The sequence below is a fragment of the Pseudomonas sp. AKS31 genome (assembly GCF_023634765.1).
In the GTDB taxonomy this organism is placed as follows: domain Bacteria; phylum Pseudomonadota; class Gammaproteobacteria; order Pseudomonadales; family Pseudomonadaceae; genus Aquipseudomonas.
The window spans coordinates 297,577-323,383 of record NZ_JAMLFX010000004.1; the positions used below are offsets into that span (position 1 = coordinate 297,577).

General features: G+C 58.8%; 26 protein-coding genes. 9 read left to right on the forward strand and 17 right to left on the reverse strand.

The window, feature by feature from the left end; translation table 11 throughout:
- Positions 1-46 precede the first annotated feature (46 nt).
- From M9827_RS15675 to M9827_RS15705, 7 genes are all read right to left on the reverse strand, one after another.
- The gene (locus M9827_RS15675; protein WP_250606102.1) at positions 47-3,691 is read right to left on the reverse strand and encodes a transporter substrate-binding domain-containing protein; all 3,645 of its coding nucleotides are present in this window, start codon (positions 3,689-3,691) and stop codon (positions 47-49) included.
- An 8-nt stretch (positions 3,692-3,699) separates the two neighbouring features.
- Positions 3,700-4,326, reverse strand: a complete 627-nt coding sequence (locus tag M9827_RS15680) for a response regulator transcription factor (protein WP_034155223.1) — start codon at positions 4,324-4,326, stop codon at positions 3,700-3,702.
- 358 nt (positions 4,327-4,684) lie between these two features.
- Positions 4,685-6,013 (reverse strand): deoxyguanosinetriphosphate triphosphohydrolase, encoded by a 1,329-nt coding sequence (locus M9827_RS15685; protein WP_250606103.1) that lies wholly within the window; start codon positions 6,011-6,013, stop codon positions 4,685-4,687.
- 76 nt (positions 6,014-6,089) lie between these two features.
- Complete coding sequence (locus M9827_RS15690; protein ID WP_250606104.1) at positions 6,090-7,253, reverse strand: EAL domain-containing protein; 1,164 nt, start codon at positions 7,251-7,253, stop codon at positions 6,090-6,092.
- A 123-nt stretch (positions 7,254-7,376) separates the two neighbouring features.
- Positions 7,377-7,715 (reverse strand): hypothetical protein, encoded by a 339-nt coding sequence (locus M9827_RS15695; RefSeq protein ID WP_093435122.1) that lies wholly within the window; start codon positions 7,713-7,715, stop codon positions 7,377-7,379.
- A complete protein-coding gene (locus M9827_RS15700) occupies positions 7,712-8,098 on the reverse strand; it encodes a phage holin family protein (RefSeq protein ID WP_007908652.1) in 387 nt (128 codons plus the stop codon). The genes M9827_RS15695 and M9827_RS15700 overlap by 4 nt, the downstream gene beginning before the upstream one ends.
- Before the next feature lie 2 nt (positions 8,099-8,100).
- Complete coding sequence (locus M9827_RS15705; protein WP_038364228.1) at positions 8,101-8,415, reverse strand: ElaB/YgaM/YqjD family protein; 315 nt, start codon at positions 8,413-8,415, stop codon at positions 8,101-8,103.
- A 305-nt stretch (positions 8,416-8,720) separates the two neighbouring features.
- On the opposite strand from M9827_RS15705, the gene M9827_RS15710 reads away from it, so the two are divergent.
- Complete coding sequence (locus tag M9827_RS15710) at positions 8,721-9,929, forward strand: ammonium transporter (protein WP_250606105.1); 1,209 nt, start codon at positions 8,721-8,723, stop codon at positions 9,927-9,929.
- Here M9827_RS15710 and M9827_RS15715 read toward each other — a convergent pair.
- Positions 9,926-11,638 (reverse strand): cation:proton antiporter, encoded by a 1,713-nt coding sequence (locus M9827_RS15715; RefSeq protein WP_250606106.1) that lies wholly within the window; start codon positions 11,636-11,638, stop codon positions 9,926-9,928. The genes M9827_RS15710 and M9827_RS15715 overlap by 4 nt on opposite strands.
- Positions 11,639-11,845: 207 nt before the next feature.
- Between M9827_RS15715 and M9827_RS15720 the strand changes: the two genes are divergently transcribed.
- The 3 genes from M9827_RS15720 to M9827_RS15730 all read left to right on the forward strand — a co-directional run bounded on the left by M9827_RS15720 (position 11,846) and on the right by M9827_RS15730 (position 13,473).
- Complete coding sequence (locus tag M9827_RS15720; protein ID WP_250606107.1) at positions 11,846-12,082, forward strand: glutaredoxin family protein; 237 nt, start codon at positions 11,846-11,848, stop codon at positions 12,080-12,082.
- Between the two features lie 112 nt (positions 12,083-12,194).
- Positions 12,195-12,512, forward strand: coding sequence for a transcriptional regulator (locus tag M9827_RS15725; protein WP_093435111.1), 318 nt, complete (start codon positions 12,195-12,197; stop codon positions 12,510-12,512).
- 70 nt (positions 12,513-12,582) lie between these two features.
- Positions 12,583-13,473 carry a pseudouridine synthase gene (locus M9827_RS15730; protein ID WP_250606108.1) on the forward strand — a complete coding sequence of 297 codons (891 nt, stop codon included), beginning with the start codon at positions 12,583-12,585 and terminating at the stop codon, positions 13,471-13,473.
- Positions 13,474-13,553: 80 nt separating this feature from the next.
- Here M9827_RS15730 and M9827_RS15735 read toward each other — a convergent pair whose 3' ends face one another.
- Together M9827_RS15735 and mobA are read right to left on the reverse strand one after the other, a co-directional pair.
- A complete protein-coding gene (locus M9827_RS15735) occupies positions 13,554-13,775 on the reverse strand; it encodes a YgdI/YgdR family lipoprotein (RefSeq protein ID WP_007908660.1) in 222 nt (73 codons plus the stop codon).
- A gap of 78 nt (positions 13,776-13,853) precedes the next feature.
- Entirely contained in the window at positions 13,854-14,456 is a 603-nt protein-coding gene (gene mobA / locus M9827_RS15740) for a molybdenum cofactor guanylyltransferase MobA (RefSeq protein WP_250606109.1), read from the reverse strand.
- Positions 14,457-14,537: 81 nt separating this feature from the next.
- On the opposite strand from mobA, the gene moaB reads away from it, so the two are divergent.
- Positions 14,538-15,077, forward strand: coding sequence for a molybdenum cofactor biosynthesis protein B (moaB, locus tag M9827_RS15745; RefSeq protein ID WP_250606110.1), 540 nt, complete (start codon positions 14,538-14,540; stop codon positions 15,075-15,077).
- The gene (locus M9827_RS15750) at positions 15,061-16,287 is read left to right on the forward strand and encodes a molybdopterin molybdotransferase MoeA (protein WP_250606111.1); all 1,227 of its coding nucleotides are present in this window, start codon (positions 15,061-15,063) and stop codon (positions 16,285-16,287) included. Before moaB ends, M9827_RS15750 begins: the two co-directional genes overlap by 17 nt.
- Positions 16,288-16,346: 59 nt before the next feature.
- On the opposite strand, the gene M9827_RS15755 is transcribed toward M9827_RS15750, so the two are convergent.
- Complete coding sequence (locus tag M9827_RS15755) at positions 16,347-16,655, reverse strand: hypothetical protein (RefSeq protein ID WP_250606157.1); 309 nt, start codon at positions 16,653-16,655, stop codon at positions 16,347-16,349.
- A gap of 312 nt (positions 16,656-16,967) precedes the next feature.
- Here M9827_RS15755 and yegS point away from each other — a divergent pair, with 312 nt between their 5' ends.
- Positions 16,968-17,885, forward strand: coding sequence for a lipid kinase YegS (gene yegS / locus M9827_RS15760; protein WP_250606112.1), 918 nt, complete (start codon positions 16,968-16,970; stop codon positions 17,883-17,885).
- Here yegS and M9827_RS15765 read toward each other — a convergent pair.
- From M9827_RS15765 to M9827_RS15775, 3 genes are all read right to left on the reverse strand, one after another.
- Positions 17,869-18,528: a response regulator gene (locus M9827_RS15765; RefSeq protein ID WP_250606113.1), complete on the reverse strand. Its 660-nt coding sequence runs from the start codon at positions 18,526-18,528 to the stop codon at positions 17,869-17,871. The genes yegS and M9827_RS15765 overlap by 17 nt on opposite strands.
- Positions 18,525-19,418: a sensor histidine kinase gene (locus tag M9827_RS15770; protein WP_250606158.1), complete on the reverse strand. Its 894-nt coding sequence runs from the start codon at positions 19,416-19,418 to the stop codon at positions 18,525-18,527. Before M9827_RS15770 ends, M9827_RS15765 begins: the two co-directional genes overlap by 4 nt.
- Before the next feature lie 483 nt (positions 19,419-19,901).
- Positions 19,902-20,369, reverse strand: coding sequence for a hypothetical protein (locus M9827_RS15775; protein WP_250606114.1), 468 nt, complete (start codon positions 20,367-20,369; stop codon positions 19,902-19,904).
- Between the two features lie 454 nt (positions 20,370-20,823).
- On the opposite strand from M9827_RS15775, the gene M9827_RS15780 reads away from it, so the two are divergent.
- Together M9827_RS15780 and M9827_RS15785 are read left to right on the forward strand one after the other, a co-directional pair.
- Positions 20,824-21,759, forward strand: a complete 936-nt coding sequence (locus tag M9827_RS15780) for a chemotaxis protein CheV (RefSeq protein ID WP_064391361.1) — start codon at positions 20,824-20,826, stop codon at positions 21,757-21,759.
- A gap of 99 nt (positions 21,760-21,858) precedes the next feature.
- A complete protein-coding gene (locus tag M9827_RS15785) occupies positions 21,859-22,665 on the forward strand; it encodes an MOSC domain-containing protein (protein ID WP_250606115.1) in 807 nt (268 codons plus the stop codon).
- Between the two features lie 72 nt (positions 22,666-22,737).
- On the opposite strand, the gene ppnP is transcribed toward M9827_RS15785, so the two are convergent.
- From ppnP to M9827_RS15800, 3 genes are all read right to left on the reverse strand, one after another.
- Positions 22,738-23,022, reverse strand: a complete 285-nt coding sequence (ppnP, locus tag M9827_RS15790; RefSeq protein WP_003226701.1) for a pyrimidine/purine nucleoside phosphorylase — start codon at positions 23,020-23,022, stop codon at positions 22,738-22,740.
- Between the two features lie 105 nt (positions 23,023-23,127).
- Entirely contained in the window at positions 23,128-23,670 is a 543-nt protein-coding gene (locus M9827_RS15795) for a 3'-5' exonuclease (RefSeq protein WP_250606116.1), read from the reverse strand.
- Positions 23,671-23,740: 70 nt separating this feature from the next.
- Positions 23,741-25,702 carry an acetyl/propionyl/methylcrotonyl-CoA carboxylase subunit alpha gene (locus tag M9827_RS15800; protein ID WP_250606117.1) on the reverse strand — a complete coding sequence of 654 codons (1,962 nt, stop codon included), beginning with the start codon at positions 25,700-25,702 and terminating at the stop codon, positions 23,741-23,743.
- Between the last annotated feature and the right edge of the window lie 105 nt (positions 25,703-25,807).

The following is a 25,807-nucleotide window of genomic DNA, read 5'->3' on the forward strand; positions in this document are numbered from 1 at the left end:
TCGGGCTCTCCATGATGGTTAACTCACTGCTCAGCGCCAAGCATAGTTAAGGCAAGCTCATTGTGCTTCGATCCGACACCGCCAATTGTTGCTGTAATGCCTGCTCCAGTTCGAGCATCGCCCGGCTGCTCGCCTCGCAACGACGAGCGACTTCGTCGGTCGCCATGGCCTCGGTGCAGGCCTGTTCGAGGGCATCGCAACATTCGATCACGCGCGATGCCTGAGCGATACGCGCCGCGCCTTTGATCTTGTGAGCGACCACCGCCAGCGCCGCGCGATCCTGTTCAGGCGACAGCGCGAGCAGTTCCTCTCGGTCGAGACGGCTACTTTTGAGCAGTTCAGCCAGCAGGCGGCGATTCTGTGCAGGATTGCCACCGGTCAGCATATTCATGTTTTGCAGGTTGAATAACGGCGCTGCTGACGTCGGCGTGATGCCATCGACCCACTGGCTGAGCAGGCTCAGACTCAGGGGTTTGAACAGGCAGTCGTTCATGCCGGCCTGTTTGCAGCGCTGGATTTCCTCGGGCTGCGCATTGGCCGTGAAACCCAGCACGATGCACGGCGGGCAGCGCGCCTGCAGTTCCTGCTGACGAATGGCGCGGGTCAGTTCATAGCCATTCATCAACGGCATGTTGCAGTCGGCAATCACCAGATCGAAGTGGCCGGCTTTCCACAGTTCCAGGCCGCTGCAGCCGTTCTCGGCAATGCTGAAGTGATGGCCGAGAAACTCCAATTGCTGACACATCAACAAACGGTTGGCTGGATGGTCATCCACCACCAGCACGCGCAAAGGCGTCTGTGAGGTCTTGATCGCGGGTTCACTTTTGACCGTGCTGACCTGTATCGGCAGGGTTTCCAGTGCCAGCGAGACGCAGACCTGGGTGCCGATGCCGGGCTGGCTGCTCAATTGCAGTTGCCCGCCCATCATTTCGCACAGGTTACGGCTGATCACCAATCCCAGACCGGCCCCGCCTCTGCCTTGCTGGCTGCTGTTTTCCGCTTGGGCAAAGGGTTCGAACAAGCGTTGCTGATCCTCGGCACTGATACCGACGCCGCTGTCCTGTACGGTCAGCTGCATCAGGGCGCGTGCAGGTACATCGGTGTTCATGAGGTCGAGGGTGATCCGCACATGTCCCTGCTCGGTGAATTTGATCGCATTGCTGATCAGATTCGACAGCACCTGCTTGAACCGCAGTGGGTCCAGATGCACATCGACCGCCAGATCCGGTGGGTTGAAGATGACTTGCAGGGAGAGGTTTTTCTGCCGGGCGAGGCCGTCGAAGATCCTGGCGACTGACGCCACGGTATCGGCCAGATTGACCCGTTCCGGGCAAAGGCTCAGGCGCCCGGATTCGATTCGCGCGATGTCGAGAATGTCGCCGATCAAACCCAGTAGGTCCTTGGCTGAATGGTAGGCGGTGTCGATGGATGAGCGATCCGGATGCTGCAGATCCATGCGCTTGAGCGTCAATTCGAGCATGCCGATCACCGCGTTCATCGGCGTGCGGATCTCGTGGCTCATGGTCGCCAGAAAGGTACTTTTCGCCCGGTTTGCCTCATCTGCGCGTTCTTTGGCCGTACGTAATTCGTCGAACAGCTGACGGCGCTCGCTGATGTCGATCCAGCCGCCGATGATGCCTTTCACCTCGCCGCAGGAGTCGCGGTACGGCAGTATCCAGTGATAGATCGTCAGGCGCCGGTTGCCGATGTGCAGAGGCCGGTCGACGACCATCGGCGTGCCTTCGGCGACGACGCGCTGGTAATCGGCTTGAAAGGCCTTGGCTTCGAAGGCGTTGCTCAGGGAACCCTCGATGACGCTTTTGCCGATGACGTCCTCGCGCCGGGCGTTGAATACTTCGAGATAGCTCTCGTTGCAACTTTGCAACAGGCCCTGGCGGTCGCGCACGTAGATCGGATGGGGAGTGCCGTCGACCAGCGAACGCATGAATTCGAACTGGTCGTTCAGCGCACGCTCGGCGGCCTGGCGTTGTTTGATCTGATGGCGCATATAGGCGTTCCACGCCAACAGCAACAGCAGTAACAGGCAGGCGCCGATGATCACTTGATAGAACAGGCGTTGGTAGTTGTGCCAGATGTTCTGCGAGACAGTGGAGTAACCGCGCCAGCGCCCATTGATCACCCCCAGTTCGTCGGGTGCGATGCTCAACAACGCCTTGTTGATGATCGACGTCAGTTCCGTGTTGTCCCGCGCGGTCGCCAGGGAAAACGCCGCCTGGCCCGTGCCGATGGTGGTGGTGATCTGCAGCGCCTGATTGAAGATTCGCGAGGAAATGAAGTAGTTGGCAATCACCAGCGAGTTAACAGCACCGTCGACATGGCCCTCAGCGAGCTGCGACACCGCGCTGAATGTATCGGCCGTTTCGATCAAGTGAATGCGCGGGTAATCCCGACGCAGATACTCCACCATCGGATTGCCCTGGGCAATCGCCAGCCGCTTGTCTTTGAGCTGGCCCAGGTTGGTCGGGCCATCGGCGCTTTTGCGAGTCAACAGAACGTAGGAGTTTTCAAGGTAAGGACGACTGAAACTGAGGGTTTTTTCGCGCTCATCCGTCGGCAGTAATGCAGCGATCAGATCGGCTTGATGGCGGTCGATCTGCTGGATCATTTCCGCGTCGTTACGGCTGCGGCGAATCTCGAAACGCAAGCCGGTGCGCAGGCGGATCAGCTCGAGCAGGTCGGCACTGATACCGCGAAAATTGCCGTAGTTGTCAAAGAATGTCAGCGGCGCGAACGCTTCATTCACCACCACGCTGACGACCGGATGCTGTTTGAGCCACGCTTCTTCGCGCTGGCTCAGTTGCAGTTTCCGGTCGGTGAGCAGCAGATCGCTGCCAGCGCTCCAGCGCTTGGCAATGTTGTCACGCTCAATGGCCGGCACAGCCTTGAGCACGCTGTCGACGATGGTCAACAGTTGCGGGTTGTTGCGGTTCACGGCGAAGCTGAACCCCTGGGCTTCCTGCTTGCCGAAATTGGCCATGCGCACGTTGTTCAGGTAACCCTTGTTGATCATGTAGTGAGTTGAAAGGGTGTCGCCGAGGAACACATCGGCCTGATCGAACGCCACGGCGTTGATTGCATTCTGATAGGAGGGGTAGCAGGTGATGAGCGCCTTGGGGTACAGCGCCTTGACTTCGGGCAATGGCAAGTAGTGATAGACCATGCTCAACCGCAGCCCGGCGAGGCCGTCGGTGAGCGAGCGGGTTTCATCTTCGCGGGTGACCAGCACCGGCAGGTCAATGGCATAGGGTGTCGACAGCGCCAGGTTCTCGTTGCCCGCTTCAAACCCGTTTGCGGTGCCGAGCAGGTCGATCTGACCGTCGATCAGTGCGCGAATCGCCGCGTCCCGAGAGGGAAAGCGCTGCACCCGGATCGGCACACCGGTGGCCTGGCCGATGAGTCCGGCGTAGTCGGCCGTCAGGCCTTCGTAATCCTTGCCACTGGTGGTCATGTCAAAAGGCGGGTAGTCGGGCGCGGAGGTACCCAGAACCAGTTCGTTACGTGTCAGCAGCCACTGCCGTTGGGAGTGTTCGAGCGTGACCGGCACCGGTTCGTCCGCCGACCGGCTGAGCAAGGCATAGTCTGGTGAGGTGCCGGGCATGGCAAACACGTTGGCGCTCAGGTAAAGACCTGCGCTCAACGCAATTAAATAGTCCTTTAAACGGCTGGGCATGCGGGCTCTCACACGAGTGCGTTTCGTTTGGCCATCTCGATAAGTTCTACAAGGGACTTGGCTTTGAGTTTTTGCATCAGGCGTTTTTTGTAGGTGCTGACAGTTTTATTGCTGAGAAACATGCCCTTGGCGATTTCCTTGTTAGTGCGCCCTTGGGCAAACAGTTGCAAGACCATCAATTCGCGATCATTAACGGATTTGAACAGTTCCAGCTCGGCAAAACGAACGTCGTCACTACGCACCGGGTTTAATGCCTGGCTGGGGAAATAGTTGTAACCGGACAGTACCGCTTTGATTGCACTGACCAGTTCGCTCAAGTCTTCCTGTTTGCAGACATAACCCGATGCGCCGGATTGCATGCAGCGAATGCCGAAGAGCGTCGGACACTGCGCCGTCAGGATCAGGATCTTCAGCGGAGAACCCATGGCGTTGAAGCGGGCCAGGACTTCCAGGCCGTCGAGCTTGGGGATACTCACATCGAGAATGACCAGGTCAGGCATGCACTCACGCACCATTTGCATGGCATCGACCCCGTTATCGGTTTCACCGACGACCTTGTAACCTTCATGCTCCAGCAACATTCGAACAGCGAGACGGATGACCGGGTGATCGTCGACAATAAAAACGGAGTTCATAATCAAATCCCATGCAAGCACGAATAAAGCGCGCACCTTAGCTCAGTTGAATGAGCACTCGCATGAAGTGACGTGGCTCCAGTCACCTTATCGGATTATTCCTACAATTAATGAGGAAACGGACTACTACCAAACTAGGTTTGACGTAAGGAAGTGCGGGATTCGAGCGGGCTTATAGTTTGCCTTGATTGATTTGCAAGTACTGGCTGTCAATGGCTTTTTATAAATGTTTAAAGTTGCTGACTGCTCAATGGGTAACAATGGTCATGTCAGTCGTTTATTAACGGCTCGCCGGGCAACTTTGACCGAGGGAATGCAGGCGGGCGACCAACGTCATGACCGCCTGCCTGCGACGGGATCAGTGACTTGAACGGCCGGTCATTTCCAGCGCCATGTCGCTGGCATAGCTGTCGGTCATGCCGGCAATGAAATCGATCATGCGCAAAAACGACGCGTGTAACGAACCTTGAGGATCCGGTGCGTTATTGCCCAGCAGATCGAGAATACGTCGGCTTTTGAACGACGGCGTACGACCGTTGTGCTGTTCCAGTGCTGCACCGCAGAACGAGTTGAGCAGAATCTCAAGCGTCGTATAGGCGCCGATTTCATGCAGGGTTTTGCGTTTGTCCTGAAAGATTTTCTTGCGCGCGATGTCCTTGGCATTCAGCACGCAACGCTTGGCCGGGCCGTGCATATGCTCGACCAGATCGCCGGGCAGTGTGCCGGCAAGCAGTGCGTCCTGTTGCTCGACAAAAGCCCGTGCGGCGGCGTTGGTCAAATGTTCGATGGCCTTGCCGCGCAAAATCGCCAGTTTGCGCCGCCGCGAATCCTGCGGGCCGAGCTGACGATAGGTCTCCGGCAGATCATCGCCGACCAGCCCGAGCAGCAGCGATTCGACTTCGGCGTACTCCAGCAACTCCATTTCGAGGCCGTCTTCGAGATCGATCAGCGCGTAGCAGATGTCGTCAGCCGCCTCCATCAGGTACACCAGCGGGTGACGCGCCCAGCGCTGGTCTTCGATTTGCGGCAGGCCGAGTTTATGGGCGATCTGCTCAAGCAACGGCAGTTCGCTCTGATAGCAACCGAATTTGTGTTTCTTGTAGCCCAGTGAATCTGCGTGGCGTGCGGTCCAGGGGTATTTCAGATAGGTGCCAAGGGTCGCGTAGGTCAGCCGTGTGCCGCCATCGAACTGATGGTATTCAAGCTGAGTCAGTACGCGGAAGCCCTGGGCATTGCCTTCGAAGTTGAGGAAGTCCGCGCGTTCGGCTTCGCTCATGCCGTCGAGCCAGCCACGCCCGGCTGCCTGCTGGAACCAGTGGCGAATGGCATCTTCACCGGAATGACCGAATGGCGGATTGCCAATGTCGTGGGCCAGACAAGCCGATTGCACCACCATGCCGAGGTCGGCCGGGTCGCACCATTCGGGCAAGGCACTGCGCAGGGTTTCACCCACCCGCATGCCCAACGAGCGGCCGACGCAACTGACCTCCAGCGAATGGGTCAGGCGCGTGTGAATGTGGTCGTTGCTGGTGACCGGGTGCACTTGAGTCTTGCGCCCGAGACGGCGGAAGGCGCCGGAGAAAATGATGCGGTCATGGTCTTTGTGGAAAGGGCTGCGGCCAAGTTCTTGCGGGCTGTGCAGCGGCTTGCCGAGGCGTTCGCGGTTGAGCAGGGTGTGCCAATCCAAGGCTGGTTCTCTCCGTCAGGTGACTGGGGGCGTTGGCCCCTAGCTTCCCGGTTCACGCCCGCCCCTGCAAGCGGAACTACAGCCCCGCCGCGTCAATGTCGATCAACAGCAAACGCTCACCGTTGTCGAAAAACTGCCCGGCCGTCAGGCAATACTGATTGCTGGTGGCATCGCGGTAGGTATTGGAGAGCGTTAACCGCCGCTCCTCCCAACCTTCGGAGAGTAAATGATAGAAGTACGGGCGCCACGACCAGTTGTGCCCCAGATAACGGTTGTCGGCGACCCAGCCGTGCTGCCGCCATTCCAGGTTGGGCGTCAACTGCGTGCCGTGGCGATCGCATTGATAAAACCGCAGCAGCCAGGGGAAGGCGTCCAGTTGCGGCAATGCGCTCAACGGTGCGTGTGACTGAGCCCAGGCTTGCAGGATCGACATCAGGTCAGCGAGTTGCTGACGCATCTGCATCAGCCGCCCGCGCTCAGCGAGTTTCTGCCGGACATAGCGCTGGCGCAGTTCGGCGAAGCGTTGCACAAACGCGTCAGTGGGGAAAAATGCCTCCTGTGCCCGCGCGAACAGGAATCCCTGCACATAGCGCGATCCGCATTCCAGGGCGAAATTCAACTGCGCTTCGGTCTCGACGCCTTCGGCAATGATCCAGCAGCCGGTCTTCTCGGCCATCTGCGCGAGGGCCTTGACCACGTCGCTACTCGGCCCACCCAGTGCCGCAGCCTGGAACAGGCGCATATCGAGTTTGAGAATGTCCGGTTGCAGCGCCAGCACTCGGTCCAGCTGCGAGTAGCCGGCGCCAAAGTCGTCGATGGCGATTCTTGCTCCGGCCTCGCGATAGCGCGCGACGACTTCGGCCAGACGTTGACCGTTGCCACCCAGTTCGGTGATCTCGAAGACGATGCGTTGCGGATCGATACCATAGCGCGCCAATTGTTTGAGGCTGGGCAGGGCTTGATCGGCGCGCAGGCGACTGATCCAGCGCGGCGACATGTTCAGGCTGAGAAACCAGTCTGCCGGCGCTTCATGCAGGCGGCTCAGGGCGTTATCGCGGATCTGCCGATCAAGGCGGCGCAGGGCAATGGCGGGTGTGCGCGGGTCGGCGAACAATGGCCCGACCGAGTTCAGTTGGCCGTCGGCCTGGCGCAGGCGCCCCAGCGCTTCGACGCCGGCAATGCGTCCCGTGGCGGTATCGATGAAAGGCTGAAAGCAGGCGAGCGGTTGCCCGTCGATCACGGGGCCTCCTTAGTGGTTCTTGTTCTGATGAACCCCGCCAACCGGGTAGGCGAGCGGGATTGAACCTCTGGATCAAGAGGTTCATCCCGCCGACAGTGCAAGAATGTAGCCAGATGTATCTATTCAGCGTTTCGCCGAGCTCTGCATCACCAGTTTGATCAGCGGCCCGAGGCTGGTGCCGAGGCGGATCAAGCGGGTCAGACCACCGACACCGCCGCTTTTCGCGCCTTTGCCGGTGATGAAACCCAATAGCGTCACGGCAGCCACGCCCCACAAAGGCGCGTGTTTGATGCCGAAACCGCCTTGCAGGTTTTGCGACATACCGCGCATGCGCTGCAGAGGCTGCAGCACTTGCCCGGCTTCATGGCGGATTTCCTGGCGATGCATTTCCATGCGCAGACGGATCAACGCCTTGCGCATTTCCCGACGCGAGCTGTTGTGTGGCAGTTCAGGCAGGCTCATGGCAGCAGGCGCTCCCGGTCGTTGGCCAGCTCTTCGAGCGTGCCGTGGAAAGGCGAGGACTCATCGAAAATCGCCGCCTTGAGGCGCAGCGCACAGAATATCGACGCCAGGGTATAGAACACGCACAGGCCGATGATCGCAGCGAGGCGATAGGTATCCCAGAACACGATCATCACCAATGTCGATAACCCCACCAGCAGCAACAGGGCAAAGACCAGGGCCAGGCCTGCGAACAGCAACAGGCTGACCGTGCGTGATTTCTGCTCCTGCAATTCGATGCCGAACAATTCGACATGGCTGTGCAGCAGACCGAGAACGGCGGCGCCCAGGCGTCGCGTGGAAGAGGCGGTGCCCGCAGTCGGGCCGGATTCACCGATCGACATAATCAGCGCCGGGTAGCCAGCAGGCCGATCAGGAAGCCGACACCGGCAGCAATACCGACGGACTGCCATGGGTTGGCCGACACGTAATCCTCGGTGGCGGTGACTGCCGCCTGACCGCGATCACGCAGGGTTTCTTCGGTCAATTTCAGGGTCTCGCGGGCGCGCAGCAGGCTGTCGTGAATCTGCCCGCGCAGCTCATCGGCCTGATCGCCGGCCAGGGTAGCGGTGTGCTCGAGCAAGCGTTCGGTGTCGGCGACCAAAGTCTGGAAGTCGTTCATCAGGATTTCTTGAGCAGTCTTTGCCTTGATGCTGGCCATGGGTGGATCTCCGTAAGTGACGTCTGAAGCGTTCGAGTATGAGCCTTGCGCGAAGGTTCAGTACAAATGACTGGTACAACTTTTGCTGTGTCGTGGTGCGTTGCCCGGCTGTTGTGCGCTGTTGCCGGGCGTGCGCCTTGAGAAACCTTATCCCAAACAAGCCCGGTTCGTGTCAGGACATCGACCTTGTGCGCCAAAGCAGTTCGCCGGACCTTGGGTTCCGTGACTGGGCGGTCGCAACTTGGTGCATGAAATGTGCGCATGAACCGCTTTGGTGCCTTTTTCGCCTTTAGGTCTGCCTGCTCATGGAAAATCTGCAAAGCGCTGTGGACACGCTGGTTCACAGCTCCAATACCTTGTTCATTCTGATCGGTGCGGTGATGGTGCTGGCGATGCATGCCGGTTTCGCCTTTCTCGAAGTCGGTACTGTTCGCCAGAAAAACCAGGTCAACGCGCTGTCGAAAATTCTCAGTGATTTCGCTGTCTCGACCCTGGCCTATTTCTTTATAGGCTATTGGATCTCCTACGGCGTGACGTTCATGCAGCCGGCGGCGGTGTTGAGTGCCGATCACGGTTATGGACTGGTGAAGTTTTTCTTCCTGCTGACTTTTGCTGCCGCGATCCCGGCGATCATCTCCGGCGGTATTGCCGAGCGCGCGCGTTTCGTGCCGCAGTTGTGCGCCACGGCGCTGATCGTAGCGTTCATCTATCCGTTTTTCGAAGGCATGGTCTGGAACGGCAACTTCGGTTTGCAAGCGTGGCTGACGGCGCAGTTCGGTGCCGCGTTCCATGACTTTGCCGGGTCCGTGGTGGTGCATGCCATGGGCGGGTGGCTGGCGCTGGCGGCGGTATTGCTGCTGGGGCCACGTAATGGTCGTTACCGCGAGGGGCGTCTGGTGGCGTTTGCACCGTCGAGCATTCCCTTTCTGGCGTTGGGGTCGTGGATTCTGATTGTCGGCTGGTTCGGCTTCAACGTGATGAGCGCGCAGACGCTGCAAGGCGTCAGCGGTCTGGTGGCGGTCAACTCGTTGATGGCGATGGTCGGCGGCACCATGGCGGCGCTGATTGTCGGGCGCAATGACCCAGGCTTTCTGCACAACGGTCCATTGGCCGGCTTGGTGGCGATCTGTGCCGGGTCGGATCTGATGCATCCGGTCGGCGCGCTGGTGACTGGCGCGATCGCCGGCGCACTGTTTGTCTGGTGCTTCACCGCTGCGCAGGTGAAATGGCGCATCGACGATGTCTTGGGTGTGTGGCCATTGCATGGTTTGTGCGGCGTGTGGGGCGGGATTGCCTGCGGGATTTTCGGCCAGACTGCGCTCGGCGGTATTGGCGGCGTCAGCTTGATCAGCCAGTTGATCGGCACCACGCTGGGTGTTGCCGTGGCGCTGATCGGTGGCTTCGCGGTGTACGGCGTAATCAAGGCGCTGCACGGGCTGCGCCTGAGTCAGGAACAAGAGTATTACGGCGCCGACCTGTCGCTGCACAAGATCGGCGCGGTGAGCCAGGATTAAGTCTCGGCATCGTCGCTACCGGGATAAAAGCCGTGGAGCAGGCGATAGCGGTCGATGCGCACCTGATCGACTTTTTCCTGCACCTTATGCGCCGGCAGACCGAGCATGATCAAGGCGTGAGAGGCGAGCATCAGGCTCGATTCCAATAGCTCCGGCACCACTTCGGTGGCGCCGGCAGCTTTCAGTTCGGCCCATTGGCTGTCGTCGCGGGTGCGTACCAGTATCGGTACGTGGGCGTTGAGCCGACGTGCTTCCTTGAGGATCCGCAGGGCAATGTCACTCTGATCCACGGCCACCACCAGCAATCTGGCGCGCAGCAGGCCAACGGCAGTCAGCAGATCGCCGCGCGACGAGTCGCCGTAGTGCACTTCGCTTTCTCCACTGGCGGCTTCCTGTACCCGCACCGGGTCGTTGTCCAGCGCGATAAAAGGCTGCTTGGCGTTGCGCATGAAACGACCGATGGATTGGCCGACGCGGCCGTAGCCGCAAATCACCACGTGCTGATTGAGGTCGGCGTTGAGGGCGCTGATCTCTTCGATCTGCGCCTCCTGATTGGGTTTACGGTGCAGGACTGCCGCGATGCGTGGTGCGCCGCGCAATAGCAGTGGTGTCAGCAGCATCGAGCAGAATGTCGCCGCGAGCAGCAGGTCGCCCAGCGCTTCGGGCATCATGCTGTGTTGCTGCATCTGTGCCATCAGGGCGAAGCAGAACTCGCCGCCCTGGGCCAGCGCCAGACCGCTGCGCCATGCCGTTTCGCTGTCACTGCCGCGCCACTTCACCAGCAAGGCCACGACAATGCCCTTGATCACCATCAAGCCGACGGTGAGCCCGAGGATCAGCAGGCTGTGACTGACGAACAGTTGCAGGTCGATGAGCATGCCGATGCTGACGAAAAACACTCCAAGCAGGATGTCGCGGAACGGCCGGATATCCGCCTCGATCTGGTGTCGATAATGGCTTTCGCCGAGCAACATGCCGGCGAGGAACGCACCGAGGGCAGGGGACAGACCCAACAGGTGGGTCAGCCAGGCGGTCAACAGCACAATCACCAGCGCCAGTAGCACAAACAATTCTGCCGAGCGTGATGCGGCCACTTCATGAAACAGCCGCGGCAGCAACCAGCGACTGGCCAGCAGCAGACCGACAAACAGCACCACGGTTTTTGCCAGCGTCAGTGGCAACGCCCAGTACCAGACTTGTTCGCTGCTCCCGGCAAACACCGGCACCAACGTCAGCAGCAATACCGCGATAACGTCCTGAAACAGCAAAACGCCGACAGCATTCTGGCCATGACTGCTGAACACCTCGCCGAGGCTGCCCAACTCTTTGGTCACGATGGCCGTTGATGACAGCGAAAGCCCGGCGCCGAGCAATAGCGCCGGCGTCATCGGCATGCCCAACAGCATCAGCAGCAGACCCAGCAGCGCAGTGCTGATCAGCACCTGCTGGCTGCCGAGACGGAACACCACTTGGCGCAGGGCGATCATCTTCGACAGGGAGAACTCCAGGCCCAGTGAAAACAACAGAAACACCACGCCCAATTCGGCCACATCAGGCAGATGTTGGCTCTCGTTGACCCAGTCGAAGGCACTCGGCCCGACCAGCAATCCCACGCACAGATAACCCAGAACCGGTGGCAATCGCAGGCGACGGAACAGGGCAATCACCACGAGGGACGAGGCGAGGATGATCAACAGATTGGCAAACACTGGACACTCCGAGGTCAGATCAGGCTTTTCAAGCGTAGAGGCAAAAAGACCGGGAGGATCGCGTAATTGGTTTTTGTGCGGACTGATTTGCGTCAGGGTTTTGCCTGTGAACCTTTGTTGGGGCGCTGGAGCCTTTGGGCGGCGCTGGCTCGACGGGTTTTCAGGTGCGGCCTAGAATAGGTCCACTCATTTTTTGGTTGATCAATCATGCCTCCTGAATGTCAGTTGTTCGGCACCCTTGGATGCCACTTGTGTGAAGTCGCCGAGGCCGAGCTGATGCCTCTTGTCGAGCATGGTTTGTTGGTCGAACTGGTCGATATTGCTGAGGATGAAGCTTGGTATGCGGCTTACAGCCTGCGAATCCCGGTGTTGCGCCGCATCGACACCGGGGCTGAGCTGGGCTGGCCATTCAGCGCTGATGAAGTCGTCGCGTTTCTGGGTTAATCCGCATTTTCCGGTTTATCCCGCCGGTCGCCGCTGCCATCCATTCCTTGGCATTTTGCGCTTTGTTCGGTTACTGTATGTTCATACAGTAAATGCGTCAGAGGGATGAACCGTGGTCAATGTCGAACAGTTGAAGAACAGCGTGAACCGGATGTCGGTTGACGTGGTGCGCGAGGCGGTTCTCGAATTGCGCCTGGACGGGCTGGTCACGGAAGGCAAGACGCCCTTCAACAAACTGCATTTCAATACCTGCTTTGCCGAAATCGAGGCCTTGTTTCAGCGTGCCGGTTATCACAAGCAACTGGATGTGGTCGGTTATCAGGGGCTGCTCTACGCCTTGTACGATCCGGGCCGCTGGGAAGCAGTCGATGTATTGCGCTGGCTCAAGGAATTCACTGACGCCGCAGCGCTGAAAACAATTCCGGCCTGAACATTCTGCGCTAGGTTGGTTTCCCTCAGTGCTGGATAATGCCTCCCTGCATTGAGGGTCCGATTTTCGTATGTCCACATCTACATTTTCTGCTGCTCAGAATCAGGCGAGCACACTTTATCTGCCGCCCGGTAAATGGCTGACCGTACTCGATTGTCTGTGCGAGCATTTCAGCGCCATTGACCGCGAGCAATGGCTGGACCGCATCGCTCGGGGGCGCGTGCTGGACGGCCATGGCCAGCCGATCCCGGTGGATCTGCCTTACAAGGAAGGTCTGCGGATTCATTATTTTCGCGAAGTGCCGGACGAGAAGCCGATCCCGGTGGTGGAGTCGATTCTGTATGCAGACGAACATCTGGTGGTGGCCGACAAACCGCATTTTCTGCCGGTGACGCCCGCCGGCGAATACGTTGAGCAAACCCTGTTGCGCAGGCTGATTCGTCGCTTGAACAATCCTCACCTGGTGCCGCTGCACCGCATCGACCGGCATACGGCGGGACTGGTCATTTTCTCGGCCAATCCGCAAACCCGATCGGCTTATCAGTCGCTGTTCCCGACGCGGCAGATCGACAAGCGTTATGAGGCCATCGCTCCGGCACTGCCCGATCTGAGTTTCCCCCTGGTGCACAAGAGCCGTCTGGTCGATGGCGAACCGTTTTTCCGCATGCAGGAAGGCGCGGGCGCCAGCAATACCGAAACGGCGGTGGAAGTTCGGGAAAAACATGGCGATCTGTGGCGTTATGGCTTGTTTCCGGTGACCGGCAAGAAACATCAACTGCGCGTCCACATGACTGCGCTGGGGGCGAGCATCTGCAACGATCCGTTTTATCCGGATGTGTTGAAAGACGTCGAGGATGATTACGCCAATCCGCTGAAGCTGCTGGCGCAAGGTCTGCGGTTTATCGACCCGGTGACCGGTGAAGAGCGCGAATTCGAGAGCCGGATCACGCTGCAGTGGTGATACCGACTTCACTTTTCGAGCGCCCATGAAAAAGCCCGCAATCAATGCGGGCTTTTCTGTATCCGGGGTCGATCCAGAGCTTACAGCTCTTTAACGGTACGAACCTGATCCTTGTTGATGCGGGTTTCTTTGCCGTCCAGCTGTTTGAACTCGTAGAAGCCCGAATCGTCATCGTATTTCGGGGTGTCGACGGCCTGGATTTCGCGACCGTCATTCAAGGTGATCACTGTAGGCGACGAGCAACCGGCGAGGGTGGCAAGGCCCAGTGCGAGCATGAAAGTGGCGAGGGTCCGTTGAGTCATGAGTGTGTCTCCGAATGGGAATTCTTTTGGTTACTGAGCTTGAGACGTATACAAGGCGTGAGAGTTCCTTGAGTGGTGTCAGTCTGACACAGTGTTGTGGGAATTTAACAGTTCGGGGGTGTTCAGGTTGGCCAGACGCGGATCGTTGTCCGGGCACGGCAGCGCCGTGGCGCCAAGTTTGCGCATGACCCGGCCGGGACTGCGCTCACCGGCATTCCAGGCATCTTCGAAGGCTGCTAGGAGGGCCACCGGAATCACACACAGCAACGGTTCCCAATGCTCGTCATGGCGCAACATTAAAGGTTTTTCAGGATACTGATTGGCGGTCTCGCGCATGTCGTGCAGCAGCGCTGCATCAATTCGCGGTACGTCGCAGGGTAAAACCAGCAGGTGACTATGGCGTGCAGCTTTCAGACCTGCACGAATACCAGCCAATGGTCCCGGAAAATCGCCTTCGTCATCGACCACCAATTGATCGGCAAACGGCGCGTAGCGCTCGCGATTGCGGTTGCAGGAAATGATCAGGTCGTCAGTCAGCCCACGTACCTTACGCTGCAAATGCGCGATCAACGGCTCGCCCAGCCACTCGACCAGGCCTTTGTCCTGACCGCCCATGCGTTGGCCGCGCCCGCCTGCCAAAAGCAGAATGGAGCAGGGCGGCAATTGCGAATCGCGGGTCATGGCAGCTCTCCAGAGGGGCGGCGAAAAAATGGGGCGCTGTGATATAACACCGGGCTGTTTCTCCTACAACTGGACGAGCCTATGAAAGCCAAGGCTGATGTACCTTTCGTGCCGCTCAATATTGCGGTGCTGACAGTCAGTGACACCCGAACCCTGGAAACCGACACCTCAGGCCAGGTCTTCGTCGACCGCTTGACGGCGGCGGGCCACCATCTGGCGGAGCGGGTCTTGCTCAAAGATGACCTCTACAAAATTCGCGCGCAAGTCGCCACCTGGATTGCCGACGATGTTGTGCAGGTCGTGCTGATTACCGGCGGTACCGGTTTTACCGGCCGCGACAGCACACCGGAAGCGGTTGCCTGCCTGCTCGACAAACAGGTAGACGGGTTTGGAGAGTTGTTCCGGCAAATCTCGGTGGCCGATATCGGCACCTCGACGGTGCAGTCCCGGGCGCTGGCCGGTCTGGCCAACGGTACGCTGGTGTGCTGCCTGCCGGGTTCGACCAATGCCGTACGCACCGGTTGGGACGGCATTCTGGGCGAGCAGTTGGACGCGCGTCATCGCCCGTGCAACTTCGTCACTCATCTGAAGCAGGCGGCGCCTTGTGAATCCCGTGGGTAAGCCGGGCAAGACCGGCGCGCTGATGCCGGTGGAGCTGGCGCTGGCGCGTCTGCTTGAGTTGGCCGAGGCCTCGCCAATTGTCGAGCATGAATATTTGCCGCTGGCTCAGGTTCAGGGGCGTGTGCTGGGTGAAGACCTGACTTCGACGCTGGATCTACCGCCCTGGCCGAATAGTGCCATGGACGGCTATGCGCTGAATCTCGCCGACTGGACGGGCGAACCGATGCCAGTCAGCCAGAAGGTGTTCGCCGGACAATCCCCGGAACCGCTGAAGCCGGGTACCTGTGCACGGATTTTTACCGGGGCGCCGGTGCCTGCTGACGCTGATTGCGTGGAAATGCAGGAAAATGCTGAGGTTCAAACCGATGAAAGGGTGCGTTTCCTTGAGCCAATGAAGGCCGGGCAGAACATCCGCCCGCAAGGTCAGGAAACCACTGTCGGTGAGCTGATTCTGCCAGCCGGAACCCGATTGGGTCCGATAGAGCAGGGGCTGGCCGCTTCGTTGGGTTGTGCCGGGCTGAAGGTCGTGCGCAAGGTTCGCGTTGCGGTGATTTCCACTGGCGATGAATTGGTCGAACCGGGCCAGCCACTGGGCCCGGGTCAGATATACAACAGCAATCGGGTGTTGCTGTGCAGTTGGCTGCAACGTCTGGGCTGTGAGGTGATCGACGCCGGTATTCTTCCGGACGATCTGGCCACAACCCGTGCGCGTCTGGGTGAGTTGCAGGATGTTGATCTGATTCTTTCCACCGGTGGCGTGTCGGTGGGTGAGGCGGATTTTTTGGGTATCGCGTTGCGTGAAGAAGGCGAGCTTGCCCTTTGGAAACTGGCGATCAAACCTGGAAAGCCGCTGACGTTCGGCCATTTCCGCAACGTGCCGGTGATTGGCTTGCCAGGCAATCCTGCGTCGACCCTGGTGACCTTTGCGCTGCTCACTCGGCCCTATCTGTTACGTCGTCAGGGCGTTCGGGACGTCGAGCCGTTGAAGTTCACCGTGCCAGCAGGTTTCAACTGGCCGGTGGCCGGCAATCGGCGTGAATACCTGCGTGGCCGCCTCGAGCAAGGACGGGCAACTGTCTACCGCAACCAGAGCTCAGGCGTACTGCGTAGCGCCGCGTGGGCAGACGGATTGGTGGAAGTGCTGGAAGGTCGCACGCTGAGCGAAGGAGACTCAGTGGTCTTTATTCCGCTGAGTGACCTGCTGGACTGATTGCGGCCCCGCAAATGCAGGCGTCGTCGCGCTGGACGGCGCCTGCAATGACTGTTCAGTTAATTGCTGACCAATGTCACAAGCTGGTCGAATCGGCTGTTGGCCACCCAACCCAGCAGACCGAGCAACACTGCTGTTGCACCCGCCGAGTAGGCAAGCCGGTGTTTGATCGTTCTGACATCACCGCGAACTTCGTCCATGTCCCGTCGAAGGTATTTGAGATGGGTTTCCAGCTCGGTAACACGGGGTTCCATATCAACTTCTCCAGTGGTTCTGGCGCTGTTTTTGAAATCGGACTTGTGATTCGCGCGACTTTCTACAAAGGGCCCAACCGGACTTACGGGTATTCTTGCTTCATGACCAGGCATGGAAGCATCCGCCGATTGTTTCAACTGTTTGCTTGCAACCTTTTCCAGCTCTCGAACCGGCAAGAGCCCATGGGGTGTATCCACTCATTACATGCACGTCCTTGTGTGTTGGATTTAAGATCGATACCGCCAGCACACGGTGACCCAATGCTCGAACCGGGTCAATTAAGCCAATTCCGCATGTTTTGTAAGAAAAAATACCGTCGTGTAGGACGTCGAGGCTCGGAGCGCTGAATTTATTACGGGTCTGACGGCTTTTTTGCGTGCGCCAGTGGTCAAGATGTCTCAACCGAACGATTTGGGAGTGATGAAATGAGTGAACGCCGCGCGCTGTTGATTCTGCATGGCAAGCAGGCACTCAACGAGGCGGTACGCACCGCCGTCGAGGACAAGCGCAAGCAAGGCTGGGAGCTGGCCGTGCGTCTGACCTGGGAGGCGGGGGATGCGCAGCGCTGGGTCGAACAAGCCTTGGCTGACGGCTACACGAAAATCATTGCCGGCGGCGGCGATGGCACCTTGCGCGACATCGCCGAAGCGCTCGCCGCTCATCCTGGCAAAGCCAGCCTGGTACTCTTGCCCCTGGGCACTGCCAACGATTTTTCCCGCGCCGCTGGCGTGCCACTGGAGCCTGCCGAAGCCCTTGAGCTGCTCGATGTGCCCCCGCGTGCAATCGATCTGGGCGAAGTGGGCGGACAGATTTTTCTCAACATGGCCACGGGTGGTTTTGGCAGCCAGGTCACGGCCAATACTTCCGAGGACCTGAAAAAAGTACTCGGCGGTGCCGCTTACCTGTTCACTGGCTTGTCACGATTCAGTGAGCTGCATGCCGCTTATGGCGAGCTTCAGGGACCGGATTTTCACTGGCGTGGCGAGCTGTTGGCGCTGGGCATCGGCAATGGCCGGCAAGCCGGCGGTGGGCACGTATTGTGCCCGGAGGCGCTGGCCGATGATGGCTTGCTGGATATCAGCATTCTGCCGGCGCCACAGGAGTTGGTGGGCACCTTGAAAACACTGCTCAGCGATGGTTTCGGAATCGACAACATGTTTGTTCGCACCCGTTTGCCATGGGTCGAAATCAAGGTGGCCGAGGGGCTGTGCATCAATCTTGATGGCGAACCGCTGGAAGGTGACAGCATGCGATTCGAGGCACGTCCCGCAGCGTTGCGTGTGCATTTGCCGGAGCATTCACCATTGTTGAGCAGAGCGGGGTTGGTCAGTCGTCCAGACTGATGATCTGTTCGCGCACGGCGAACAGTACCAGGCCCGCCACGTCATAGATCTGCAGACGCTTCATGATTTGTGAGCGGTGGGTCTCGACAGTCTTGATGCTCAACCCGAGGCCATTGGCGATTTCCCGGGTGGATTTTCCGCGCACGATCAAGCGCAGGATTTCCAGTTGGCGCGCTGTCAGATTGTGCGAGTCGGCAGTCTCCGGCGGCTGCTTCTGATTGCGGGTCAGGGCTTGATTGATCACGGTATGGGCGATGGCCGGACTCAGGTAGCGCTCATTGTTGCGCAAGGCTTCCAGTGCATGTTCGAGTTCGGTGGCCGTGGTGTCCTTGAGCAGGTAGCCGTGGGCACCGGATTCCAGTGCCTGCATGATCAGCGCCGGATCGGTGTGCATCGACAGGATCAGCACCTTGCTCTGCGGGCGCACCCGCTTGAGCCGTTGCAGGGCTTCCAGGCCACCGGTTTCTTTCATGGAGATATCCAGCAACACGATATCCGGATCCAGTTGCTCGACCATCTCGAGCAACTGCGAACCGTCATTGGCCTCGCCAATCACCGCGTAACCGGGAATATCCAGCACCAGAGCGCGCACGCCGGCCCTGATCAGCGAGTGGTCATCCACCAGAAGTAAGTTGCAAGTCAACGCATAACCTTATTCGTACTGGCCCGCTCGAGTGCGCGTGGCGCCCAGGGGAAGAGTGCTTCGATTTGAGTGCCTTTGCCCGGTTCGCTGATAACGTTCAGGGTGCCACCCAGTTGCTCGATTCGTTCGGCCATCCCGGCCATGCCTCGTTGTCCTTCACGACCCGGGTTGGCCGCCGGGGCGAAACCCAGGCCGTCATCGCTGATCAGCAATGTCAGGCCTTTGGGCAGACGTTGCACGCGTATCACCAGGTTTTTCGCCTGTGCGTGACGCAGGATATTGGTAACAGCCTCTTGGGTGATACGGAAGGCGGCAACCGCCATTTCTTCCGGAATGCCATTGAGCCGTTGCTGGCAGTCGAGGCTCCAGTGCACGCTGGTGTTGGCCAATGTCTTGAGCAGGTGCGCCCGCAGGCTGGCTTCAAGTCCCAGGCTGGTCAATTGGCGTGGATTGAGAATGGCTGAAACGTCGCGCACTTTGTTGAGGGTTTCTTCGAGCGTGTCGCACAACGCCGTGCATTGTTCCTGCAGGTCGTCCGGCATGCGTCGCTTGAGCCATTCGCTCTGCAGTTTGGCGGCCGTCAGCAGTTGGCCGATATCATCGTGCAGTTCGCGGCTGAGGCGATGGCGCTCGTTTTCCTGGACTTCCAGCAAGCGGTCAGCGAGTTCCTGTGGCTGGAATTTGATCGATTTGCGTGACAGTCGATATTGCACCCAGACACACGCAGTAGCCGCGATATCGAGCAGCAGCAATCCCAGGCAAAGTGGTGTTGAAAGAGCGTAGGTCAGCAGACTGCCGAGCGTTGCCGCAACACAGAGTATGAGTGTGAACCGGCGAGCATTTTCCCGGGAGGGTGGCCATGTAGTGATTGACTTGAGACTGGCGTACATAACGGATGGAGCCAATGGATGTTCGCTGCGGGCAGACCGGCCGGAGGCTGGCGGATCTCTGTCTGAAAATGCTGTCAATTATGTTATTGATTTCAACGCGGTTCAGTGAATGTGTTGACCGCCAACTTCAGTGCACAGCGACTTATGAAATCACTGTGCCATTAATTTGAAAGCAACTAGTGCGCGGCATAATACCACTTAAGATACCGTTGGTCGCGCTTGCTATATATGTCCATTGGGTCAGGAAATACATGACATTGGACGCAAGTTCCATAATGGAAAAGTCAATTTATTGTGTTCGACAGGATGTCGGTGTTGCCTGAAGTTGTGCGTCTTGACACACAGGCAAACCCTGAGGCCGGCGGAAATTATTCGTGGCTGTCAGAGCTGATTATTTAATTCGATTGTCGTTGGCAGGTATGAACTGTTCAATTACGACATTCAGAGTGTGTACCCAGTCCCTGCTTGGACCCAGTGGGTTGCTCAGGCCCGCCCCGAATAGGGCAATTGGGGCAAACGTTTGCCGGTCAACGGCGGCTGAAGCCGACTTTGGCCGACCTGGAAGGCGAATGCTTCGATCAGTGAAATCTGCTCACTGTCATCAAGACTCAGTTGCCCGGTCTGCTGATCGACCAGTTCAAGCTGCCAGGCCATCAACGTGAAGCAATCCTGCAAGGCTTGCAGGGCCTGTTCGTGAAGGTCGACATGATCCTGATTGAGGTTGAGCAGGCTGTAAATGTGCAGGGAAAATTCGGAAATCGCCTCCAGCGCCAGGGCTTCAGCCCGGCGTGCGAGCTTGAGGAGAGTGCTGAGGATGCACTCGATGGCGTCCTTGTCGTTGCTGATCAGTTGCAGATGGCTGAGGCATTCTTCGGACTTGGCCAGGAGTTGCTCGGCCTCGACAAGGAATTCGGGGAAGCGTTGTACCCACTCTTTGCGGTCCATTGGCATGCTTATCTCCACAACGTCATGTCTGATGAGGGAATGCCGTGTGTGACGACGATCGTGAATCGTCGGGAGATCGCGCCCAGCCGTGCAAGTGCACAGACTGAGAGGTTCCAGGGGGCTTGTTTCCACTGAACTGCGATCGCACACAATAGCCTGACTCCGTTCATGCAATGAGAATGGCGTCACATTAATGGCTATTGGATATTGCGAATATCAGGTTGGGCCTGATTGATACTAGGGGAATCCCTTAGGCGCGGGAACCTAGCGTGCAAACCGAGGTCGCGCCGAAGAGAATGTAGCAGATGAAAATCACCGGGCCAGTAAAGCATGATGTTAATGTGACATCAATGCCTGTTCATGGCATTTTTGAGAGGGTCGGGTATGGCAATCAAGAACTGCCATTTGCCGCCGATAACCTCACATAGTGAATTCATCAGAACAAGCCCAGGAGTCATTGATGGCCGGCATTCTCGACACGGTAGACCAACGCACGCAACTGGTGGGTGAGAATCGCCTGGAAATTCTCATGTTTCGGTTGGCCGGGCGGCAGTTGTTCGCAATCAACGTGTTCAAGGTTCAGGAAGTACTGCAACTGCCAAAACTGACCTTGATGCCGCAGCGTCATCCGTTTGTGTGCGGTGTGGTCAATCTGCGCGGTCAGACCTTGCCAGTCATTGACCTGTCGCAGGCGATCGGTATGCGTCCGTTGGTACCGGGGCCGAACAGCACCATCATCGTTACCGAATACAACCGCTCGGTGCAGGCCTTCCTGGTGGGCGGTGTGGACCGCATCGTCAACATGAACTGGGAAGCCATCCTGCCGCCACCGACCAGCGCCGGGCGTCAGCACTATCTGACCGCGATCAGCAAGGTTGACGATCAACTGGTGGAAATCATCGACGTCGAGAAAGTCCTCGCCGAAATCGTCCCGTACAACGCCAAGGTCTCGCGTGAAAAACTCGATGATCCGGTTCTGGAGCGCGCCCGTGGTCGTGAGGTGCTGCTGGTGGACGACTCCAACGTGGCGCTCTCGCAGTTGCGCGACACCCTTGGCCAGCTCGGGGTGAAAATGCACATCGCCAGCGATGGCCTGAAGGCGCTGAACATGCTCAAGGCCTGGGCCGATACCGGGGTGAACATGACCGACAAGCTGCTGATGATCTTCACCGATGCGGAAATGCCGGAGATGGACGGCTATCGTCTGACTACCGAAATTCGTAACGATCCGCGTCTGCGTGGTTTGTACGTGGTACTGCACACTTCGCTGTCTGGCAGCTTCAATGACTCGATGGTGAAGAAGGTCGGCTGCGACAACTTCCTCTCCAAGTTCCAGCCGGACAAATTGGTCGACGTGGTGCGCCAGCGTCTGATGCTCGACGAAGTACCCGCCTGATCATCACCCCCACATGGGATATGCAGTGCGCAAATTCTGGCTTTGATTCGCGGATAAAGCTCGTATAGGGTGGCGTTTTTATTCTCCAGGGAGCTGGCCATGTTGCGTCTGAGCGCGCTTTATCGTTACCCGTTGAAATCCGGCAAGGTCGATGTGCTGCAAAGCGTTGATCTCGATAGGCTGGGGCTTGATGGCGATCGACGCTGGATGCTCGTGGACGAAGCCAGCGGCCGCTTCCTGACCCAGCGCGCCGAAGCGAAGATGAGTCAATTGTCGGCCCTGTGGAATGCACAGGGCGGTCTGACCCTGAGCGCACCTGAACGGTCCTCCATCGACATCGCCTTGCCGGGCAACGACGCCGAACTGCGTGGCGTGACGATCTGGCGTGACACCTTGCGCGTGCCGGATGCCGGTGATGAGGCGGCGCGCTGGGTCAGTGATTTCATCGGCAAGCCGACCCGGCTGGTGCAGGTGCCGCTGGATCGCGCCCGGTCCACTCAGGCGGGCTTCGGCAAAGATGACGATCAGGTCGCGTTCGCTGACGGATTTCCGCTGTTGTTGATCGGCGAGGCCTCTCTGCAGGACCTTTCGCAAAAGGTCGGACGACCATTGGAAATGTTGCGTTTTCGGCCGAATCTGGTGATTGAAGGCAGTGCTGCCTATGCAGAAGACAGTTGGAAGCGCATTCGCATCGGTGACGTCGAGTTTCGCGTGGTCAAGTCGTGCGCACGTTGCATCCTCACCACCATCGACCCGCAAACCGGTGAGCGCAGTGCCGATCGCGAGCCGCTGGCCACTTTGCAGAAATACCGTGCCGAAGCTGATGGCGCAATGTTCGGGCAGAATCTGGTCAACGACAGCAATGGCCGACTTGAAGTCGGCATGCCGGTGGAGATTCTCGAGTAATCGGCCACTGAAACGAAAAATGCCCGTGTCCTTGGACACGGGCATTTTTGTTGGTGCAGTGAAACCGTTGCTTTAGCCGCGGTATTCGCACAGGTAAGCGGTGTCGACCGCAACCTTCAGCTGGAACTTGCTGTTGGCCGGGACGTTGAACTGGCTGCCGGCGGCGAAGGTTTCCCAATCGCTGCTGTCGGGCAGTTTGACGGTCAGTGCGCCGGAAACCACGTGCATGATTTCACGCTGAGCGGTGCCGAATTCGTATTCGCCCGGGGCCATGACGCCGATGGTCGCCGGACCCTCAGCGGTGCCAAAGGCGATCGACTTGACGGTGCCGTCGAAGTACTCGTTGACTTTAAACATGGGCGATTCCTCGAAAAGGGTTAGAAATTGGAGGCGGCCAGTATGCACAAGGCTTTTCGCGCCGTCACCTGCCCGGCATCTGTCCGCTGAGTTCTCGAATTGACCCTAGAGTGGCAAGACCAGTGGCAATAACCGCGCGGTGTTGCGCGCATCTTCCAGCGCCCGATGCTGCTGGCCGCTGAACTGCATGCCGGCCAGCTGCAGCGCGCCGTTGAGGCCCAGCGGCCGCTCCAGGCGTCGAGCCTTGGCGAAGCGTTGTTTGAGGTTCATGTGTGGCACTTGGCTCAAGCCGCTGTCGATGTGCAGGCGCTGCCATTCCTGGAGCAATTGCTTGCGGTCGTAATCGCCCCAACTGGCCCAACCTTCAAGACGTGCCTGATGTTGCGCGAGCCAGCGTTCGAACGCCGGCCAGACTTCAGTCAACGGCTGTGCCGAGTCGATATTGGCCTGAGTGATGTGCGTCAGTTCACGACAGAAAGGCGTCAGCAACGGCCGTCGCGTCGGTTTGACGAAGCGCTGGAAGTGATCCTGCTCGCGCCCGGCGCGATCAACCAGGGTGGCGCCGATCTCGATAATTTCCATTTCGGTGACCGGCCAGCCACCCTCATCGGTGGTGGCTTCCAGATCTATGACCAGCCAGTGGGGCATCGCAGGGTTCCTGATTTCCGCGTTCTGATAACTCAGAGCGTAGTCAAAACCCGCAGGGGTGTGTGGGCGACTACTCGACCTGCAACAGAACCTGACGATTTTTTACCTGATCGCCGACCTTGACCTGCACCCGCGTGAGCACGCCGTCGATGCCGGCCGTGAGCGGATGCTCCATTTTCATTGCCTCCAGCACCACCAGCAACTGACCTTTGCTGACCGCACTGCCTTCGCTGACCAGTACGTCGACGATGGCACCGTCCATCGGCGCTTTCAGAGTGCCGGAACTGGCGCTGGTCTGACTGCCGATCACGGCATGAGTTCGATTCTCGAGGCACAAACTGCCGGGATGGCTGAACAACCAGAGGTGCCCGGCATCGAGCCGATAGGCGTGACGCTGGCGTAAGCCGTCGATTTCCAGCGTCACTGACTGCGCATCATGGTCGATGAGCTTCAATTCGAGTGTGCGTTCGGCGACCTGCACGTTGAATACGCCGTGTGCCTCAGCGAGCAGTTGCACGGCCCAGGTCTGATCATCAAGACCGAGGCGATAATGCAGCGGCACATTGGCGTTATTGCGCCAGCCGTTAAGTGGCGCACGGTGGTTGCGGGCGCTGGTTTGATAGAAAAGCACCGTTGCGATCGCCAACTGCTCGGCATCCGGAATGTAGCGGTGCAAACAAGGGTGATCACTGAAGTGCCGAGCGATGAAGGCGGTACTGAATTCACCGCTGATGAATTGCGGGTGTTGCAGCAGGCTGGCGAGCAGGCGCTGATTGCTCTGTACGCCCAATAACACCGTGTCCTGTACCGCACGCAGCAGTTTGCGGCGCGCTTCCTCGCGAGTGGCGCCGAAGGCGATCAGCTTACCGAGCATCGGGTCATAGAACGGGCTGACCGATTGCCCTTCAAGCAAACCATGATCGATTCGCGCACCGTGCTGCAGCGCCGGCTCCCAGGCTTCTACTCGACCGGTTTGCGGGAGGAAGTCGTGGGCGGGATCTTCGGCGTAAAGCCGCACCTCCATGGCATGGCCGGTGAGCTGGACTTGTTCTTGAGTCAGCGGCAACGGCTGTCCCTCGGCAACCAGCAATTGCCAAGCGACCAGATCCAGCCCGGTAATCAGTTCAGTCACCGGGTGCTCGACTTGCAGGCGCGTGTTCATCTCCAGAAAGTAGAACTGTCCGCGCGCATCGAGCAGAAACTCAACGGTGCCGGCGCCGACATAGTTCACTGCACGCCCGGCCTGTAATGCTGCTTCACCCATGGCTTGGCGCAACTCGGCGGTCATCACCGGGCAGGGCGCTTCCTCGATGACTTTCTGATGGCGGCGCTGGATCGAACAGTCGCGTTCGCCGAGGTAGATCAGGTTGCCGTGCTGATCGCCGAACAGCTGCACTTCGACATGCCGCGGTTCGATCAGCGCCTGTTCAAGAATCAATTCGTCGCTGCCGAAAGCGTTGAATGCTTCGGAGCGCGCGGTGCGCAATTGCGCCGGCAAATCAGCGGCGTTGTGCAGCAGACGCATGCCGCGTCCACCCCCGCCGGCACTGGCCTTGATCATCAGTGGGTAGCCGATACGCTCGGCTTCACGCAGCAGGGTGGCGTCGTCCTGTTCCGCGCCCTGATAGCCGGCGATGCACGGCACGCCGGCTTCGAGCATGGCAGTTTTTGAGCGGCGTTTGCTGCCCATCAATTCGATGGCTTCGACGCTGGGGCCGATGAAGATCAGCCCGGCTTGTTCGCAGGCGCGGGCGAACTCGGTGTTTTCCGAGAGAAAACCGTAGCCGGGATGGATCGCGTCGGCACCGCTGCGGCGAGCGGCGTCGAGGATCGCCGGGATGTTCAGATACGACTGCTGCACCGGCGCCGGGCCGATACGCACGGCTTGATCGGCCATTTGCACGTGCAGGGCATCGGCGTCGGCGTCGCTGAAAACGGCGACGGTGTGGTAGCCCAAAGCCTGAGCGGTGTGCTGGATGCGGCAGGCGATTTCACCGCGGTTGGCGATCAGGATTTTGTGGATGGCGGGCATAGTGATCTTCCTGAGTATTTGGCGGTGGGTTGGCTGGCCTCTTCGCGAGCAGGCTCGCTCCCACAGGAATTTGCATCGTTCACAAAACCTGTGGGAGCGAGCCTG